This window comes from Pseudoalteromonas sp. Isolate3, from assembly GCF_022398505.1.
GTDB classification, from domain to species: Bacteria; Pseudomonadota; Gammaproteobacteria; order Enterobacterales; family Alteromonadaceae; genus Pseudoalteromonas; species Pseudoalteromonas apostichopi.
In genome coordinates, this window is record NZ_JAKEVN010000085.1 from 1 (window position 1) to 19,369 (window position 19,369).

The 19,369-nt window shown below is 40.4% G+C and carries 19 protein-coding genes; 14 read left to right on the plus strand and 5 right to left on the minus strand.

Features of this window, described 5'->3' with window-relative positions; all coding sequences use genetic code 11:
• Positions 1-24: 24 nt before the first annotated feature.
• A complete protein-coding gene (locus L1D46_RS14920; protein WP_130049520.1) occupies positions 25-2,400 on the minus strand; it encodes a diguanylate cyclase in 2,376 nt (791 codons plus the stop codon).
• A gap of 177 nt (positions 2,401-2,577) precedes the next feature.
• Between L1D46_RS14920 and erpA the strand changes: the two genes are divergently transcribed.
• Both erpA and L1D46_RS14930 read left to right on the plus strand, forming a co-directional pair.
• The gene (gene erpA, locus L1D46_RS14925) at positions 2,578-2,916 is read left to right on the plus strand and encodes an iron-sulfur cluster insertion protein ErpA (RefSeq protein ID WP_036966451.1); all 339 of its coding nucleotides are present in this window, start codon (positions 2,578-2,580) and stop codon (positions 2,914-2,916) included.
• Between the two features lie 1,126 nt (positions 2,917-4,042).
• The gene (locus L1D46_RS14930; protein ID WP_054562310.1) at positions 4,043-4,282 is read left to right on the plus strand and encodes a helix-turn-helix transcriptional regulator; all 240 of its coding nucleotides are present in this window, start codon (positions 4,043-4,045) and stop codon (positions 4,280-4,282) included.
• A gap of 116 nt (positions 4,283-4,398) precedes the next feature.
• Here the strand turns inward: L1D46_RS14930 and L1D46_RS14935 are convergent, their stop codons facing one another.
• From L1D46_RS14935 to L1D46_RS14950, 4 genes are read right to left on the minus strand one after another with little or no spacing between them, the layout of a single operon-like run.
• A complete protein-coding gene (locus L1D46_RS14935; protein ID WP_178926670.1) occupies positions 4,399-5,778 on the minus strand; it encodes an MFS transporter in 1,380 nt (459 codons plus the stop codon).
• Between the two features lie 37 nt (positions 5,779-5,815).
• The gene (locus L1D46_RS14940) at positions 5,816-6,433 is read right to left on the minus strand and encodes a peptidylprolyl isomerase (RefSeq protein ID WP_130052190.1); all 618 of its coding nucleotides are present in this window, start codon (positions 6,431-6,433) and stop codon (positions 5,816-5,818) included.
• A 2-nt stretch (positions 6,434-6,435) separates the two neighbouring features.
• Entirely contained in the window at positions 6,436-6,987 is a 552-nt protein-coding gene (locus L1D46_RS14945; RefSeq protein ID WP_130052189.1) for a YajG family lipoprotein, read from the minus strand.
• A gap of 13 nt (positions 6,988-7,000) precedes the next feature.
• Positions 7,001-8,134 carry a methyltransferase gene (locus L1D46_RS14950; RefSeq protein WP_239977778.1) on the minus strand — a complete coding sequence of 378 codons (1,134 nt, stop codon included), beginning with the start codon at positions 8,132-8,134 and terminating at the stop codon, positions 7,001-7,003.
• A gap of 41 nt (positions 8,135-8,175) precedes the next feature.
• Here L1D46_RS14950 and L1D46_RS14955 point away from each other — a divergent pair, with 41 nt between their 5' ends.
• From L1D46_RS14955 to L1D46_RS15010, 12 genes are all read left to right on the plus strand, one after another.
• Positions 8,176-8,763: an alpha-ketoglutarate-dependent dioxygenase AlkB gene (locus tag L1D46_RS14955; protein WP_239977775.1), complete on the plus strand. Its 588-nt coding sequence runs from the start codon at positions 8,176-8,178 to the stop codon at positions 8,761-8,763.
• A 73-nt stretch (positions 8,764-8,836) separates the two neighbouring features.
• Entirely contained in the window at positions 8,837-9,148 is a 312-nt protein-coding gene (locus tag L1D46_RS14960; RefSeq protein ID WP_130052187.1) for a BolA/IbaG family iron-sulfur metabolism protein, read from the plus strand.
• A 179-nt stretch (positions 9,149-9,327) separates the two neighbouring features.
• Positions 9,328-10,521 (plus strand): enoyl-ACP reductase FabV, encoded by a 1,194-nt coding sequence (fabV, locus tag L1D46_RS14965; RefSeq protein ID WP_130052186.1) that lies wholly within the window; start codon positions 9,328-9,330, stop codon positions 10,519-10,521.
• A gap of 347 nt (positions 10,522-10,868) precedes the next feature.
• Positions 10,869-12,212, plus strand: a complete 1,344-nt coding sequence (locus tag L1D46_RS14970) for a Na(+)-translocating NADH-quinone reductase subunit A (protein WP_130052185.1) — start codon at positions 10,869-10,871, stop codon at positions 12,210-12,212.
• Between the two features lie 4 nt (positions 12,213-12,216).
• A complete protein-coding gene (locus L1D46_RS14975) occupies positions 12,217-13,419 on the plus strand; it encodes an NADH:ubiquinone reductase (Na(+)-transporting) subunit B (protein WP_130052184.1) in 1,203 nt (400 codons plus the stop codon).
• Entirely contained in the window at positions 13,412-14,164 is a 753-nt protein-coding gene (locus tag L1D46_RS14980; protein WP_054562304.1) for a Na(+)-translocating NADH-quinone reductase subunit C, read from the plus strand. The genes L1D46_RS14975 and L1D46_RS14980 overlap by 8 nt, the downstream gene beginning before the upstream one ends.
• Positions 14,164-14,796, plus strand: coding sequence for an NADH:ubiquinone reductase (Na(+)-transporting) subunit D (locus L1D46_RS14985; RefSeq protein WP_054554281.1), 633 nt, complete (start codon positions 14,164-14,166; stop codon positions 14,794-14,796). The genes L1D46_RS14980 and L1D46_RS14985 overlap by 1 nt, the downstream gene beginning before the upstream one ends.
• A gap of 10 nt (positions 14,797-14,806) precedes the next feature.
• Positions 14,807-15,415 (plus strand): NADH:ubiquinone reductase (Na(+)-transporting) subunit E, encoded by a 609-nt coding sequence (gene nqrE, locus L1D46_RS14990; RefSeq protein ID WP_016708692.1) that lies wholly within the window; start codon positions 14,807-14,809, stop codon positions 15,413-15,415.
• 19 nt (positions 15,416-15,434) lie between these two features.
• A complete protein-coding gene (gene nqrF / locus L1D46_RS14995) occupies positions 15,435-16,661 on the plus strand; it encodes an NADH:ubiquinone reductase (Na(+)-transporting) subunit F (RefSeq protein ID WP_130052183.1) in 1,227 nt (408 codons plus the stop codon).
• A 112-nt stretch (positions 16,662-16,773) separates the two neighbouring features.
• Complete coding sequence (locus tag L1D46_RS15000; protein WP_239977776.1) at positions 16,774-17,805, plus strand: FAD:protein FMN transferase; 1,032 nt, start codon at positions 16,774-16,776, stop codon at positions 17,803-17,805.
• Between the two features lie 341 nt (positions 17,806-18,146).
• On the plus strand, positions 18,147-18,359 hold the full coding sequence (gene nqrM / locus L1D46_RS15005; protein WP_036966498.1) for a (Na+)-NQR maturation NqrM: 213 nt from the start codon (positions 18,147-18,149) through the stop codon (positions 18,357-18,359).
• Positions 18,360-18,511: 152 nt separating this feature from the next.
• The coding region (locus L1D46_RS15010) for a transposase (RefSeq protein ID WP_239977777.1) at positions 18,512-19,369 on the plus strand (858 nt) is incomplete at its 3' end.

Here is a 19,369-nt window from a genome sequence, read left to right on the forward strand (position 1 = left end):
GATTTATTATCAGTATTTATTTGCTTATTTACAGCTCATAACATTACAGCTAAAGCAGTGATGCTTTTGGTTATACATGCGTTTGTCGGCCATGCTTAGCAATTCATCAAATGATTGAGCATCGTCGGGGTATAGTGCAAAACCAACACTCGCTTCAACTTGCAAATCACCAAACTCAGATTTTATAGGCGCTTTAATTGCACATATCAAGCGTGATAGCGCACGGTTTATTTGTGCTTGGCTCTCTATGTCGGTAACAATAACCACAAACTCATCTCCACCAATGCGTGCAACGCAATCGGTCTTGCTAGCTGTATCTTGTAAGCGTTTGGCAACCTCTACCAAAACTTTATCCCCCATAGCATGGCCATGGCTATCGTTAATCGGCTTAAACTTATCAAGATCAAAGTACAAGCAACCTACTTTAGAGCCTGTCTTTTCAACCCGAGCAAATTCTTGTTTGATGAAACGCTCAAGCGCATTTCGGTTCGCTAAACCAGTAAGATGGTCTGTTTGTGCCAGCTGTCGTATTTTTTTCTCTGCCATAACTCGTTTCGTAATATCGAAATTAACGCCAATCATACGGTTGCCGTATATTCTGCCATCAGCATTGATATAGCGGGTTTTGCCAGAAGGCAGAACTATTTGAAACTCTGCGTGGAACTCTTCGCCATTTAAGATCGCGAGTTTTAGCTTGTTGGTCACGTCTTCATATTCATCTGGATGCAGGCTATTTGCCCAAGCTGAATAGTCCCCTTTAAATTCTGATTTTGGGATCTCGAATAAGGTATGCATCCAGTCATCCCAAATCAGTTCGTTAGTATCAAAGTTCCATTCCCATATGCCAATATGTGCGGCATCAGCTGCCATAGACATACGCTGGTGTAAGCTTTCAAGCTCGCTTTTAGCTTGTTTTAATTCAGTCACATCTTCAGATACATCCAGTAAATATTGTGCTTTACCGTTGCTGTCTTTTATTGCGAGTTTACGGGTTTTTAGGTAGTGAGTATTGCCATCGATAGTGATTGGATTTTCATCGATAGTAAGGGTGTCATCTCCTTTTAATACATCGCGATCGGTTTGCACGAAGCTGACTGCTTGTTCATTACTAAAAATATCAAAGTCATTTAAGCCGATTAGTTGATTTTTACTTTTACCAAGTAGTTGCTCACCGGCCTTATTTACATGGCTAAATGTTAAATGCCCAGCTTCTTTCACAAACAACATAATTGGCAAATTATCGAAAATAGTTTGCGTAAAGGCTTCTTGATTTCGAATATCAGAGAGATCTTTTATGGTTGCAACATAAGGTCCGGACTCTTTTTTACCAATTGAACTGATTGCTAAAGTTATAGGAAACCGCTTTTTGTTCGCTCGTTGTCCTTTTAAAAGTCGGCTGGTCCCTTTACCTGCACTTTTTTTGCTAAGCTGTGAGTCTCGTAAAATTTCATCAAGTTCTATAGAATTTTCCGGTATGAGAGTGCGAATATGTTTACCAATTAAGTCGTGTGGTTGGTAACCAAAAATGTGGATAACAGCAGGGTTGGCAAATTCAATTCTCCCTTCATTATTAAAGCTAATAACCGCATCTTTTACCGTACTAAGCACAGCTTTTAATTTTGCCGATAACAAGCTCCTTGCTCTGAGCTCAACAACACCCAGTACAAGCAGGCTTAATGCTGCAAGAATAAAAATAATAAGTTGAGCTAACGTTGAGTAGTCATGGTTCGTAACATAAGTGGTATATTCAGTTTCAAAAACCGACATCGATATCATGCCGATGTAATGCATCCCCGAGATTGCACTGCCCATTATCAAGGCAACGACCAGATTCATTCGTGTTTTATGAACGCCTTTGGCAAGTCGAAAATCATTAATCTTTAGTGCGATACCTGATAAAACAATAGCTACGAGAATAGACAAAGAGAACAGCCAAGGTTCATAGGCCATTTTTGCAGGTATAACCATCGCCATCATACCAACAAAATGCATACAACCGATTCCTGCACCCATTAAAATACTTCTGAAAAATAATCCTTTATCCGTTTGTAAGGCAGGGGATAGTACGATGTAACTGGCAAATACACTTGGTAAAATTGAGACCAAGGTGATGCTAATATTGTATTCAATAGGGATGGGTAAGTTATATGCAAGCATACCAACAAAGTGCATTCCCCAAATCCCTATTCCTAAAAAGCAAGAAGCCATGATGGTCCAGACCTGACTTTCATTTTTTAGATAAGAGTGCTTGATACGGGCAGATAATAAAAAAGAAATATAGGAAGCGAATATGGCTATGAGGATTGAAGCAGAAACGAGTAGTAAATCGTAGTCTGCCGGAATGACCTGTGCACTGTTTAAGTGATCAGTTATAAAGTGAAGCTTGAAGTGCTCTATCACAATTACCTTTCCTCAGTGCAAAATATCGCCAGCTAAAATGTAGTACAAATTAACTTTAGTCCAATACAAATAGGTTAGCCAATTGTCCCGCTAAATTGAGTTGCCCCATGTGGATACTTGATTAAAACACTCGGGTATTAGATAATTGCAACCATTATAGGTTTTGAGGGTTTTGGTATGTCAGATGAGTTGCCAATCAAGTTCAGCGATGCAGCGGCTGTTCGTGTTAAACAGTTAATCGAAGAAGAAGAGAATCCAGATCTTAAACTGCGTGTTTACGTAACGGGCGGTGGTTGCTCAGGATTTCAATATGGTTTTACTTTTGATGAAAAAGCTAACCCTGGCGATTTAGAAATTGTAAAAAATGGTGTGACACTAGTTGTTGATCCCATGAGTATTCAATATCTGGTTGATGGTACTGTTGATTACACTGAAGGGCTTGAAGGTGCACGCTTTTTTGTGAATAACCCGAATGCAACAACTACCTGTGGTTGCGGAGCCAGCTTCAGCGTTTAATTAGGTATTTATGAAAGCCACTTGATGTGGCTTTTTTATTGCTTTAACTTCTCATAAAACCCCGTCTCAGCTAAATATTACGTATTATTAGCAGGATTTTTTGCGTAGCCACGCTTACAGACATAGTTAGAGCAGCAAGGGCTCATTCCTCGTGTGACAAGTAAAGTGTGTGGTGAAACGCAAGAGCGAGATGTGTAAGAAGCCTTTATTGAGCATGCATTTGTGTCTGCGCTGTTCGTGATGGGTATCATATTGTGAAGGCAGTTTAACAGCTTTTATCAGGCGTTTTTGATTTTAAGTGCCATGCTATTTTCAACTGTGGTTTGTTCTTAGTTTAATTGTATTAAAGCAACCTTTTGGTATCGTGATAAATAACAATATAGTATTGATTAATACTCATAATGTTTAACACAACCTAGGTCTAGCAACAAAAGAGGCGATTTAGCGAACCGGTGCCCAGCGTTTGCATCCGGTACTGTTAACTACCTTTTTGTGATTACTGCCGATGGTGAGTGCATTGGCAACGGTTGTTGCCAGTGAGTTAACATTTGTCACAGAGTACTTTCGCCATTTTGTTGATGCTCAGAGATCGTCATTAGTTATTGGTAAATTCGTTACTGTTTAATTAAAAATGAGTGACCCTAGTGTTGGGTCACTTTAATCATCAGTAAAAAGAAGCCTAAAACTAACGCAGATGCGATTAAAATATATACAAATCCTTTCTTGCCTTGCTTAATTGGTACGCCATTTTGTTTTAAAAACAGGTACCAGACCGCACACAGTACAATTGGCAACAAAAATAATATACGAAACATTTCCTAGCCTTTTTCAGTATTTACATACACTTTAAGCATAAATATGCAGAATTTAAAGCGATACTTTCATCTTGTTACGCTTCCAATTGATCAATTTTTTGGTACAGTTAACCAGTTAACTATAGAGCACTTGCTTTTATTTTAGCTACACTTTGACTTGTGTACAAAAACGGTTCATACCTAAAAGGTAGACATTTGTATCATTAATTACTCAAAGTGAAAGTTATTAGTATATAATGTATCCAAGAGTGAGACGGGCAAATTTCGCTCTTAAATTATTAACTTGAATCATCTAGTAGGAGATGTATTTTATGATGGGTAAAACTGTTTCTTCTGAAGAAAACTCGAAATTAACGAAATGGCTTAAAACTAAACGTCACGAAAAAGGTCACACAATGCGTAGCCTTGCTCAGGTTTTAGGTACACCACATTCTTTCATTGGTAAAATTGAAAACCAAGAACGTCGTTTAGATGTTATTGAATTCATGCGTTATTGTGATGCTCTAGAAGTTGACCCATATGAAGGTCTTAACTTGCTAAAAGACGCTTAATTATTCATTACTAAAAGCGAAACGCCGCTTTTAAAGTAATATAAATAGTGCAAGGAAGCACTGTTTAATCCCCTCCCTTGCACTTTTTCAAATTAATCACATTCGTATAAAATATGTTAATTACTTTGATGATAGTTGTTTTCTAACGCATAAAGCTTATGGCGAATTAAGAATAAAAATACGAGTGATGGGATCACCATTAGTGCTGTTAGTACAAAGAACATCGCCCAATTACCTGCTAACCAGTCGTCAATAACCACGCCGCTATAGCTTGAAAGCAAGGTTCTTCCTAAATTACCTAATGAAGCAAGTAACGCATAGTGAGTGGCACTAAAAGCTCTGTCGCAAAGCATAGATATGAATGCCACCATGGCAACCAGAGACCAAGCTTGGGTAAAACCATCAACGATAATAGCAAACGCGTATAGGCTTAGTTTAGGACCAGCAATTGCAATCCAAGCAAAGGCAAGATTTGAGGCTGCCATCGCAATACCACTAATAAATAAGCCTTTAACAATGCCATAGCGTTGATTGAATAAGCTACCTAAAAAGGTAAAGGCGATGGTGAGAACAGCAGTGCCAACTTTAGAGAAGGTTGCAATATCGCTATTTGAAAAGCCCACTTCTTTATAAAACACGATAGACATTCGACCCAAAAAGGCTTCACCGATTTTAAATAAGAAGATAAAGGCCAATAATGCCAATGCTGTTTTTACGCCATTACGGGCGAAGAAGGTTCTAAACGGATCAAAAACGGTTACAGCAAGCCAGGCAACGATTTTAGCAAAGCGAGTTTGTGTACTGCCAGCAAGCTTTTGTTGATATGTTTGTTCAAGCTCAGCTTGAACTGCTTCGCGATTTGATTCTGGCTCTTTTGCCCACAATACGCTGCTCATCAATAGCAACATCACTCCAGACAAGAAAAAATAGACTTGCGGCCAATCAATCGAAGGAATGTCAGCCATATAAAATGGCAGGGCGCCTAATAAGGCATAGCCGCTCCACCATCCTGAAGTGGCCATTGCTGCAGCTGCGGTGGTTTTATGGCTCTCATTTTCGGCCAAAGTATCGATACGAAACGCATCAATAGCAATATCTTGAGTCGCTGAGGCAATCGCAATAACAAAACACAATGCGGCTGCGAACCAGAGGTTGGTTTTGATATCGAGCCCTGCAAGCGAAAAGGTACCAATAAAAATGACCGACTGACAGAGTAAAATCCAGCTGCGTCGCTGGCCTAGCCAATTATATAAAAAAGGTAACTTTATACGGTCAACGAGCGGTGACCATAAAAAGTTAATGCTATACGCACCAAACACGATGCCGAATAAACCAATCATGCTACGGCTCAGGCCTTCATCTTTTAACCAAGCCGACATGACAGAGCCAATCAATACCCAAGGAAAGCCGCTACTAATACCAAAAATAAAAATATTGATTAAACGTTTATCTTTGAAGTACGAGAAATACTCTGAAATAGAAAGGGTTTTTGTCATAGTGTTGCCAGTTTTAAGGGGCTTGCGCCCCTATTTATTATTGATTAGCGTCTAGCACTTTTACGTTTAAGATAACAACCGGTGTTTTTGGTACAAAGCTGTAACCAATTTTTTCGTTGAATGCAGTTTCGACACGCATGATTTTATCTAATGTGTCATAGCCATCCATTACCATACCAAATACAGCAAAACCCCAATCACGGCCTGGGTTAAGGTGATCGTTATCGTCCATGTTGAAGAAAAACTGACGCGTACCTGAGTGTGGTTTTCGGTCTTGGTATGCCATAGCGATACTATACATATCATTTTTTAAACCGTTGCCGCTTTCATTAAAAATAGGGTCGTTTTCGTGCAGACCATCGTAATCTTTATCGTAACCACCGCCTTGAATAACAAAATCACGTTCGTTGTCTTCATCACGCTCAACACGGTGAAATACACTCCCCTGATAACTGCCATCTGCAACGTAAGTTAAAAAATTATTTACTGTAATTGGCGCTCTTGAGCGATCCATTTCGACCACAATACTGCCAAGCGTAGTGACAATTTCAACGCGTGGAAACATGTTGTCTTTTTGAATAAATTTACCCTCAGTCGCTGCGAATGAACTGTGAGCAAACAACAATACAAAACTAAGTAAAAAAATACGCTTCATAGTTAACCTTCTAAGTAGGCGATTAATTCTGGGTCAGATACAATGCGGGTAATTATTTGTTCAGTCAACTTATTAAGCTGACCTTCTATTTTTGCGCGATCATGTCTGAGCGGCCCTTCAAGAGTCGCATTACCTTGGTAAATTTTATTGAAAGTGCTCGCATTTTTGACCACTCGTACCCCAAATTCTATTGTTGCATTGCTGCTATGGGACATCATTTTTTCTGTAACAACCGCTTGTAGCTTGTGAATATCTAATTCAAAACGCGTTGTTGATAAGTTTGAAATGTTTGCACCATTTCGGCTTAAAGCACTGTCTAAAGTGCTTTTTACAGAATCAGTAATTCCTGGGCTTGCAAGAGTTTTAATCTTGTCAGATTCAATTATTTTTAGGGTTACGTTGTCGCCACGTAAGTCAATCACGCTAGTACTAACATTGGCACTAATATTTGAAATTTTCCCGCCTTGATATACTGGGTTAAAAATTAATTGATTAGGCTGGTTGCTACACGCAGTAAGTGCGGCTAACAAACATAAAGGAAGTAATTTTTTCATGAAGTAAGCTCCATTAATTATTTTTTGTAGCACTCAGTACTACAAACTTCTTGTTTGACCCAAGTAACTTACAATTGCCGAACATGCGTTTTAATTTTTCATGGTAGTCAAGGTGACGATTACCAATTATTCTTAATTCACCGCCTTGTTTTAATGTTTGTTTTGCCTGTTTAAACATTTGCCAAGCAATGTGATCCGTGACGGCTTGTGCTTGGTGGAATGGTGGGTTACATAATACAATGTCAGTACTATTCGGCTTAAAATCGGTTAAACAGTCGTTTTGGACAAATTCACACTGCGCTAATTGCTCTGGTAAATTGTGAGTGACGCTTAATTTAGCTGATTCAACGGCCATATACGACTCATCTACGAACGTTATATGGGCGTTAGGGCAACGATTTAAGGTCATCAAGCCAACAACACCGTTACCACAGCCTAAATCAATGATACTGCGTGTTTTGCTTGTTTGCGGTAAATAGTTAAGGAAAAAACGCGCGCCAATATCTAATGAATCTCGTGAAAAAACATTTGCATGGTTTTGTATTTCAAATTCACTACCTTCTAGAGGCCAGTTAACAGGGTAGGGAGCCACTTTATTAAGACCACTGGTTTTACTGATGACTAAACGAGATTTTTTTACCGCTAAACTCGTCGATGTTTCACCAATATACTGGCTAAAGGCTTTGATGGTTGAATTATGGATATCTTTCGTTTTACCAGCAGCAATAACATCGATGTCACTAGGCAAAGCAGCACTAATTGCAGCAAGTTGATGCTGAAGATAGCCTAAATTGCGTGGCACTTTTAAAATCACTAAATCAACCTGATTAGGTAACGCTGCTAATGAGTCCAATTGTGTTAAAGATTCTGTTGATAGCTCATTGGCTTGTAAATTATAACGAGTAGCTTGGTGGGCAATATACGAGTCGTTAACTGAATGAACTGTTAATGTATTTAAAGCACAGGCTAATGCGCCAAAGCTGTCATTGAGTATTAGGATTGAATTTGCATGTGGATAGTGCTCTTGTACATAATTGACAAGGTACTCATCGCCTGAGTCCCACGCTTGAAGACTGCGATTTTTTTGATCTAACGGAAAGCGTTCTAGGGTATAGGTGTTATCACCGAGCTGTGCTTGGGTGGTCATCATGATTTTACGAAAGTATTAATGTATAGGTAAATTCTAACATGCAACAGCCAAACGCCAACCCTAATCATTTGCCTGAGGGGTTTTATTATCAAGCTAATGCATTAAGTGCACAAAAAAGCCTCGAGTTATTTTACTATCTACAGCAGCACCTAAATTGGCAGCAACCAACGATAAAGGTATATGGAAAAAGCCATGTGATCCCGCGTTTGCAATGCTTTATTGCTGATCCGAATGTTAACTATGGCTATTCAGGGTCACAGCTAATTGTTGAACCGTGGCCAGAGGTGCTTGATGCTATGCGTGCGCGTTTATCTAAAGCAATGCATATTCCATTTAATGCATTATTGGTAAATTTATACCGTGATGGGCAAGATTGTATGGGCTGGCATAGTGATGATGAGAAAGAACTTGGTGAGCAACCAACAATCGCTTCTGTATCACTAGGGGCCGAACGGATATTTAAAATAAAACATAAACATAATAATGAACAACATAGTGTTGTGCTGCAAAGTGGTAGTTGTTTAATTATGAATGGATTTAGCCAGCGAGATTACCAACATAGTTTACCAAAGCAGCAAAGACTTAAACACCCTCGAATTAACCTTACCTTTCGTTCAATCGTATAAAATCATTGGCAAAATGAGTCATGCCCTTGATATAGTAGCTAACAATTATTTTGCTATTAAAGGTCTATGACACATGTCAATGCAACAACAAATTGAGGAAAAGCTCGCGGCAGGTATCGAATGTAAACACCTAAATGTTGTCAACGAAAGTCATATGCATAGCCGTGGAACCGAATCGCACTTTAAAGTGGTTGTTGTGAGTGAAGAGTTTGCTGGTAAACGTTTGCTTGCCCGTCATCGTCAAATAAATGAGCTATTAAAAGATGAATTAGCAAACCATATTCATGCATTAGCAATTCACACTTTTACTCCAGAAGAGTTCAGTGAACAACATGGACAGGCACCTGAGTCACCGAAATGCTTAGGTGGCTCAAAGTTCGATTAAATTAGCAGGACAGTCACCTAAAATTAGATGGACAGTCACTGTAACTAGCTTGTTACTTGGGTATTTTAAGCTCGAAAGATTTAAGTGGGTCTGAAAAGTTTTTACTGATCAGACCTGTATTTTAACTATTAGCCTTTAAACTAGCGCTAATTTTTATTGTGATAGATATAGGATGATCAATGGTCATTAAGCCGAAAATTCGTGGATTTATCTGCACTAACGCGCATCCAGTAGGGTGTGCTGAGCACGTACAAGAACAAATTAATTATGTGAAAGCGCAAGGACCACTAAGCAATGCACCTAAAAATGTATTAGTGATTGGTGCGTCTACAGGTTACGGCCTAGCATCACGTATCACAGCTGCATTTGGTGGCGGTGCTAAAACGCTAGGTATTTTCTTTGAAAAAGAAGGTAGCGAACGCAAAACAGGTTCTGCAGGTTGGTACAACACTGCGGCATTCCAAGCAGCTGCTGAAGAAGCCGGTTTATGGTCTAAGAATATCAATGGTGATGCGTTTTCTAACGAAATTAAGCAAAAAGCAATTGATACAATCAAAGCTGATTTAGGTAAAATTGATTTAGTTATCTACAGCCTTGCGTCACCTCGTCGTACTGATCCAAATACAGGTGAAACTTACTCATCAACACTTAAGCCAATCGGCTCTGATATCACAACGAAGAACTTAAATACTTCAAAGCGCGTGATTGATGAAGTAACCGTTGAAGCGGCAAGCCAAGAAGACATCGACAATACAATTAAAGTAATGGGCGGTGAAGATTGGGAAATGTGGATTGACGCGCTTAAAGAAGCAGATGTTCTTGCTGATAATTTTAAAACAACAGCTTACACTTATATCGGTAAAGAGTTAACATGGCCAATTTACGGTCATGCGACAATTGGTAAAGCGAAAGAAGATCTTGACCGTGCAACACAAGCAATCAAAGAGTCTACAAAAGACTTAAATGGCGAAGCGTATGTTTCTTCATTAAATGCGGTTGTGACACAAGCAAGCTCAGCAATTCCAATTATGCCTTTATATATCTCTGCTTTATTCAAAGTAATGAAAGCAGACGGCACATACGAAGGTACCATTGAGCAAATTCATTCGCTATTTACTGAGAACCTTTACGGTGAAACGCCACGTTTTGACGAAGGTGGTCATTTATTCCAAAACTACAAAGAGTTAGAAGATGATGTTCAAGCTCGTGTACAACATGTTTGGGATACAGTAGATACAGATACAATCGACGAATTAACGGATTACGTGGGTTACCACAATGAGTTTTTACGTTTATTCGGTTTTGGTATCGACAGTGTAGATTACGAGCAAGATGTGAATCCTGATGTTGCGATTTCACAACTAATCGATTAATTGCTAAACAAACTGATTTTGAAAAGTCGCTTTTTTAAGCGACTTTTTTGTTTCTGGGTGAAAATAAAACACCATCAATAGCACTTTGGTCTATATTGAATTTTATTCAAATGGTTTTTGTAGTCTAAATAACCGTATCTGTCGTATAAATTTCATATTTGCTCTCGCATAGTCACCCTGATTGATGTTAAAATTCGGGCAATATATGTGAGGAGTTTACTGCGTTGCTTGTTTGGGGTGTTAAACAGGCTATTCTTTGATATTTAGAGTTTAACTTGAGCATATCAAATGGCGACGTGGTTGGTACGATTTTTCAGTTTCTTTCCGTTAATGTAATGCAAGTGCGTATGATCAACATAAAAAAAGGTCTGGATTTACCGATAGAGGGCGCACCTCAGCAAGTTATTCATGATGGTTCTGCCGTCAAACGTGTAGCTGTGCTAGGTGAAGAATATATTGGTATGCGTCCAACCATGCATGTTCGCGTGGATGACCAAGTCAAAAAAGGCCAGGTACTTTTTGAAGACAAAAAGAACCCAGGCGTCTTATTTACTGCACCAGCTTCTGGGGTAGTAAAAGAAATTAATCGTGGTGCTAAACGTGTGCTGCAATCTGTTGTTATTGAAGTTAATGGCAGTGAGCAAATCACCTTTGACTCTTTCAAGGCCGACGAGCTTTCGAGCTTAGACCGTGAAAAAGTTAAAGAAGTACTAGTTCAGTCAGGTCAATGGACAGCACTTCGTGCTCGCCCATTTAGCAGAGTAGCTGCTTTGGATGCAAATCCTAGCTCTATCTTTGTTACGGCTATCGACACTAACCCGCTAGCTGCAGATCCTGCAGTAATCATTGCTGAGAATACTCAAGCATTTGAAGCCGGTTTAGCTGTGGTATCTCGTTTAACTGACGGTAAAGTATTTGTTTGTAAACAAGCTGGTAGCCAAGTGCCTAGTTCATCAATCCCTCAAGTAGAAGTACATGAGTTTGGTGGCAAGCATCCGGCTGGTCTTGTTGGTACACACATTCATAACTTAGACCCAGTTTCTGCAAGCAAGCAGGTTTGGCACTTAGGTTACCAAGACGTAATTGCGTTTGGTAATTTATTCCTAACAGGTGAAATTTTCACAGACCGTGTAGTTTCTCTTGCAGGTCCTCGTGTTAAAAACCCACGCTTAGTGAAAACTCAGTTAGGTGCATCTTTAGATGATTTAGTTGCTGGCGAATTAGAAGACGGTGATAACCGTGTAATTTCTGGTTCTGTATTATCTGGCGCTATTTCTCAAGGTCCACACGCGTTCTTAGGTCGTTACCATGTTCAAGTATCTGTATTACTTGAAGGTCGCGAAAAAGAGCTGTTCGGTTGGATTGCACCAGGTGCTAACAAGTTCTCAGTAACACGTACCTTCTTATCTCACCTTGCTCCTAGCCGTCTATTTAACATGACGACTTCAACAGGTGGTTCGAAGCGTGCCATGGTTCCAATTGGTAGCTATGAGCGTGTTATGCCTTTAGACATCCTACCTACACTATTATTACGTGATCTAATCGCACGTGATCTTGATGGTGCAATTTCGTTAGGTGCGCTAGAGCTTGATGAAGAAGATTTAGCATTATGTACCTTCGTTTGTCCAGGTAAATACGAGTACGGTTCAATCCTACGCGATTGCTTGACTACGATCGAGAAGGAAGGCTAGAGAGATGGGTTTAAAGAAATTTCTAGAAGATATTGAGCCGCATTTTGAACCGGGTGGTAAACACGAAAAATGGTATGCGCTTTACGAAGCAGCTGCGACTATTTTCTACACGCCAGGTTACGTAAATAAAGGCAAAACACACGTTCGTGATAACATCGACCTAAAACGTATGATGATTTTAGTGTGGATGGCGACGTTCCCTGCAATGTTTTTTGGTATGTTCAACATCGGCCATCAGGCTGCAGGTGCTTTAGCGCAAGGTTTTGAACTAGCAAACACATGGCAAGTTGGTCTGTTCCAATTATTCGGTGGTGAATTAACTGCTGACTCTGGTTGGGGCGCGAAAATGTTTTACGGTGCCTGCTTCTTCCTACCTATCTACGCAGTAACGTTTGCTGTAGGTGGTTTCTGGGAAGTACTATTTGCTTCAGTGCGTAAGCACGAAGTAAATGAAGGTTTCTTCGTAACATCTGTACTATTCGCACTAATCCTGCCTGCAACGATTCCTTTATGGCAAGTTGCACTAGGTATTACGTTTGGTGTTGTAATCGCTAAAGAAATCTTTGGTGGTACAGGTCGTAACTTCCTTAACCCTGCTCTTGCCGGTCGTGCGTTCTTATTCTTCGCATACCCAGCGCAAATTTCAGGTGACACAGTATGGACAGCCGTAGATTCATTCTCTGGTGCGACTATGCTAGGTCAAGCAGTTGTTGGTTCACTTGATTACAGCAACATGGAACTATGGTGGAATGCGTTCTACGGTTTCATTCAAGGTTCTGTAGGTGAAACGTCAACACTAGCACTATTAATCGGTGGTTTATTCCTAATTTATGTGCGTATCGCTTCTTGGCGTATCGTTCTAGGTGTATTCCTAGGTATGGTTGCAACGGCATTCTTACTAAATACAGTTGGTTCTGAAACTAACGCAGTATTTGCTATGCCTTGGCACTGGCACTTAGTTCTTGGTGGTTTTGCATTTGGTATGTTCTTCATGGCAACAGACCCAGTATCTGCATCATTCACAGACAAAGGTAAGTTCGCTTACGGTGCGTTAATCGGCTTTATGGTTGTAATGATCCGTGTTGTTAACCCGGCATTCCCAGAAGGTATGATGCTAGCAATCTTATTTGCTAACTTATTTGCACCATTATTCGATCACTTTGTAGTGCAAGCTAATATCAAGCGGAGGTTGGCACGTAATGTCTAGTAATAACGAATCAATCGGCAAAACGCTAACCGTTGTTGTTGCACTTTGTTTAGTGTGTGCAATCATCGTATCGTTTGCTTCAGTTCAGCTTCGTCCTTTACAGCAAGCTAACAAAACACAAGATATTCAACGTAATATCTTAGCGGCTGCAGGCATTGAAGTATCAGGTACTGTGTCAGATACCTTTAACTCAAAAATTGAAGCTCGTGTTGTAGACATGAACACAGGTGAGTTTGTTGAAGGTGCTGATCCTAACTCATTTGACTTCGAGAAAACAAAATTCGACCAAGCTCGTAGCTTTGCGTTGAAAGCAGAAGGAATTAAAGACATCGCTGGTATTCAGCGTATGACAAAAAATTCACCTGTTTATATTTCGAAGAAACCTGATGGTTCTACAGATGCAATCATTCTACCAATCCAAGGTTATGGCCTTTGGGGTGTAATGTACGGCTTCTTAGCGCTTGAAAGCGATGGTGAAACAGTTAAAAACATCAACTTCTTCAAGCACAACGAAACGCCAGGTCTAGGTGGTGAAATCCAAAATCCACAATGGACTGCTAAATGGCAAGGTAAAGAGTTACCAATCAATATCATGAAGAGCGGTGCAAAGAATGAACATCAAATCGATGGTCTTTCTGGTGCAACATTAACTTCAAACGGTGTTGATCACACAGTTGACTTCTGGACTGGCGAGCATGGCTTTGGTCCATTCCTTGCGAAAGTACGTGAAGGAGCGTTGAAATAATGGCTGATACTAAAGAAATGAAGTCGGTCCTATTTGGCCCGGTATTCGCAAATAACCCGATCGCATTACAAGTACTAGGTATTTGTTCTGCGCTAGCGGTAACATCAAGCTTAAAAAATGCACTAATCATGTCAATCGCATTGACACTAGTAACAGCGTTTTCTAGCTTGTTTATTTCGTCAATTCGTAATCACATCCCATCATCTGTACGTATCATCGTGCAAATGACGATCATCGCATCACTTGTAATCGTTGTTGACCAAGTACTGCAAGCGTTCTCTTATGCAACAGCTAAAGAGCTTTCAGTATTCGTTGGTCTAATCATTACAAACTGTATCGTAATGGGTCGTGCTGAAGCATACGCAATGAAGTCACCACCGTTAATGTCTTTCCTAGACGGTATCGGTAACGGTTTAGGCTACTCAGTAGTACTATTAACTGTTGGTTTCATCCGTGAGTTATTCGGTAAAGGTTCACTATTCGGTGTTGATATTATTCCACTTGTACAAAATGGTGGCTGGTATCAACCAATGGGTCTATTGATTTTACCACCGAGTGCATTCTTCATTATTGGTTTATTCATCTGGGTACTTCGTACCTTTAAGAAAGACCAAGTAGAAGCAAAAGCGTAAGGGGCGAGCAGTGGAACATTATATTAGTTTATTTGTAAAAGCGGTTTTCATTGAAAACTTAGCTTTAGCCTTCTTCCTAGGTATGTGTACTTTCCTTGCAGTATCGAAGAAAGTAACAACATCAATCGGCCTAGGTGTGGCAGTTATCGTGGTACTAGGTATCTCAGTACCTGTAAATAACTTGGTTTATCATGCTGTTCTTGCACCAGGTGCATTAGAGTGGCTTGGCTACCCAGAGGCAGACCTTAGCTTCTTACGTTTCTTGACTTTCATCGGTGTTATTGCAGCACTTGTACAAATTCTTGAAATGGCATTAGATAAGTTCTTCCCTGCACTTTATAACGCGTTAGGTATCTTCCTACCATTGATCACAGTTAACTGTGCGATCTTCGGTGCGGTATCTTTCATGGTTGAGCGTAACTATAACTTCGGCGAGTCTGTTGTTTATGGTATCGGTTCAGGTGTGGGCTGGGCACTAGCAATTACTTTACTTGCTGGTATCCGTGAAAAAATGAAGTACTCAGACGTTCCTGATGGCTTACGTGGTTTAGGTATTACTTTCATCACTGTTGGTCTGATGGGTCTTGGCTTTATGTCATTCTCTGGTATTTCACTTTAATAGGTAGCGAGGATAAATCATGAATGAGATTTTCTTAGGCGTTGGTGTTTTCATCGCTATCGTTGTTATTTTAGTTTTAGTTATCATTGGTGCTAAATCTAAATTAGTAGCAAGCGGCGATATCATCATCGGAATTAATGGCGACCCAGAAAAAGCTATTAAAACATCTGCAGGTAGCAAGCTATTAGGTGCGCTAGCTGATTCAGGTATCTTCGTTTCATCTGCATGTGGTGGCGGTGGCTCTTGTGGTCAGTGTCGTGTTCACATCAAAGAAGGTGGCGGCGATATCCTACCAACAGAACTTGATCACATCTCTAAAGGTGAAGCTCGTGAAGGCTGCCGTTTAGCGTGTCAGGTAAATGTTAAGAACGACATGGAAATTGAGCTTGAAGAGTCAATTTTCGGTGTTAAAAAGTGGGACTGTACAGTTATCTCTAACGATAACAAAGCAACTTTCATCAAGGAGCTTAAGTTACAAATTCCTGATGGCGAGTCAGTACCGTTCCGTGCTGGTGGTTATATTCAAATTGAAGCGCCAGCACACCACGTTAAATACGCTGACTTCGATATTCCAGAAGAGTATCGTGGCGACTGGAACCACTTCGGTTTCTTCGATCTGGAGTCTAAAGTAGACGACGAAACAATTCGTGCATACTCAATGGCTAACTACCCAGAAGAAGAAGGCATCATCATGCTTAACGTGCGTATCGCTACGCCGCCGCCAAGAGACCTAAGCCTTCCATGTGGTAAAATGTCTTCGTACATTTGGTCACTAAAAGAAGGTGATAAAGTGACTATTTCTGGCCCATTCGGTGAGTTCTTCGCGAAAGACACTGATGCAGAAATGGTATTCGTAGGTGGTGGTGCAGGTATGGCACCAATGCGTTCACATATCTTTGACCAACTTAAGCGTTTACAATCTAAGCGTAAGATGAGCTTCTGGTATGGTGCGCGTTCTAAGCGTGAAATGTTCTACGTAGAAGATTTCGACGGCTTAGCTGCAGAAAACGATAACTTTGTATGGCACACAGCACTGTCTGATCCACAACCAGAAGATAACTGGGAAGGTTACACAGGCTTCATCCATAACGTACTTTATGAAAACTACTTGAAAGATCATGAAGCGCCTGAAGATTGTGAGTTCTACATGTGTGGTCCTCCAATGATGAACGCGGCTGTTATCAACATGCTTAAAGATCTTGGTGTAGAAGACGAAAACATCTTATTAGATGACTTCGGTGGCTAACACCATACACAAAACAATAAGTTTTGGTTAGAATACAGGCCTCGTAGCACACAGTGTTACGAGGCTTTTTTATTTCTATACCTAATCGTTTGGTATCTAAAAGGTGAATGCTATGAATAGAGTGTTTTATCGCCAAGGCTTGATGGCCTTTTTTCTATTAACTATGACTTTACTCATGGCTGGCTGCAGCCAAGCAGATAAGGCAGAAGAGCTTTATTTTGAAGGTAAGACAATGGGCACCACATATCACATTAAGGTGTTTGCAGAGTCTTCAAAGGTTGCAGGTGTTGATTTACATCCTGAAATTAAGCATGTGCTTAAAGACGTGAATCAGTCAATGTCGACATACATTCCAGATTCAGAAATTAATCAGTTTAACAATTTACCTGCGGGGCAGGTGATGCCAATTAGCGCTGATTTCAGAAACGTAGTAGCTGAATCAATCCGCCTTGGTGAATCAACGAAAACCTTAGATGTCACTATGGGACCACTTATTGATTTATGGGGCTTTGGCCCAGATAAAAAGCCGACTAAACGCCCAAGCGATGAAGCTTTGGCAGCAATGGTTGCAAAGATAGGAGTTGATAAGCTTAAACTTACTGATGCGGGTTTAATGAAAACAATTGATGGTTTAGAACTCTCGTTTTCTGCAACCGCAAAAGGCTATGGTATCGATAGAGTCGCACAAGTGATAGAAAGTCATGGCTTGAAAAATTATATGGTAGAAATTGGTGGCGAGTTGCGTGTATCGGGTATTAAGCCAGACAACATCACTTGGAAAATCGCTATTGAGCAGCCTGATGCTGAGCCTGGCGTTCGTAAAGTGCATAAAGTGATTGAGCCTGGTACCAATGGTATTGCAACATCAGGTGATTACCGCATTTTTTACGAAATGGATGGTGTTACGTATAGTCATCTAATTGACCCAGAAACAGGTATGCCTAGTCGCCATGATTTGGTATCTGTTACAGTTTTGCACCCATCAGCGATGACTGCTGATGGCTTAGCGACAGCGCTTACTGTGATGGGCATGGAACGTGCGCAGCAATACGCTGAGCAGCATGATCTTCCAGTTTATTTAATTGGTAAGTCAGACAATGGCTTAGTAACTTATTCAAGCCCTGCTTTCAAACCTTATTTGTAGCAGGGCAAGAAGCAGTGCATACCCAAGCCACCTCAATATGCAGAATTCAGCGTTTCACAGGTGCTTAATATCAAGGCGTTACTTTGCAACAATGGTAGTCCCTTTTAAGAAGTAACAACGATGAGAGTAAGCGCCTGTGAAGCGCCCAAAGGGTTGGTTTAAAAGCGATTTATACTGCGTTATTGATTTTAACAATAGAACCACTATTGCTTGCAATCAATACCTTGCCTAAATCGCTTTTAATTCCAACTGAAACTCGCACCTTGAGGTGGTTTGGGTATATAATACACGCAGCCTAATAAATTAGGCTCGATTTAATTGCTGACGATAGGGGCAAAGCAATGTCACTTTTTCTTCTTACATTTGGTCTACTTATTTTAATTGTGGCAGCGATGGCTGTCGGCATGATTGTGCAAAAGAAATCAATGGCCAGTAGTTGCGGTGGCTTAGGCGCTGTTGGTATAGACAAAGCCTGCGACTGTGACGACCCATGTGACAAGCGTAAAAAGCGCATGGCAAAAGAACAAGCCTGGAAAGAGAATCAAATTCTCTAATCAGAAAAAAGCGCCCAAAGGCGCTTTTTTAATACCTACCTTTATGTAGACAGTCACTGTAATTTCTTATCACAATCTTGCGGCAGAATATATCTTGTCTAAACTTTAGTTACAGCCCATGCATTTTAAATTATCAGTTCAAGGAGTGGACGATGGCTTTAGCAAGGAAGCGGCAAATCTGTTTGTCGAATACTAAATACTATCACTGTGTATCCCGATGCGTTAGACGCGCCTACCTTTGCGGAGAAGACACTCTCACAGGTAAATCATATGAACATCGCCGAGGGTGGGTTGAAGATCGTCTGCTTGTTCTTGCGAAGGTATTTTGTATTGATGTGTGTGCTTATGCCGTGATGAGTAATCATACTCATATTGTGCTTTATGTAGATGATAAAAAAGCAAATAGATTAAGCGATAAGGCCGTTCTTCTACGCTGGAAGAAGCTCAGTAAAATGACGCCTTTAGGTCAAAACTTCCTCCGTGGTGAGCACTTGAGTGGCGTTCAACAGGCCTTTTTAAATAAAGAGGTTGTAGAATACAGAGCGCGCCTTTCTAGTATTAGTTGGTTCATGCGAATGCTTAATGAGTATATTGCCAGGCGTGCAAATAAAGAAGACGAATGTACCGGGCATTTTTGGGAAGGGCGCTTCAAGAGCCAAGCACTACTTGATGAATCTGCTCTTTTAGCGTGCATGGCCTATGTTGATTTAAACCCTGTTCGTGCAGAGGTTGCGAGGACCCCAGAGCAATCTAACTATACAAGTTTTAAAAAGCGAAGCCAAAGTGCGAAGAATTCAAAACAACCTAAGCTACTAGCTCGTTTTGTTGGTGGTATGAACAAGAATAAATCAAAGGGAATACCTTTTGAGTTAAAGTCATACCTGTTACTTGTAGAGCAGACAGGGCGTTGTATTAGCACGGATAAACGCGGATATATAGATCATCATTTACCTCCTATCCTTGAGAGGCTTAATCTCGAGCCAGCAAATTGGCTTACATTAACAACACAG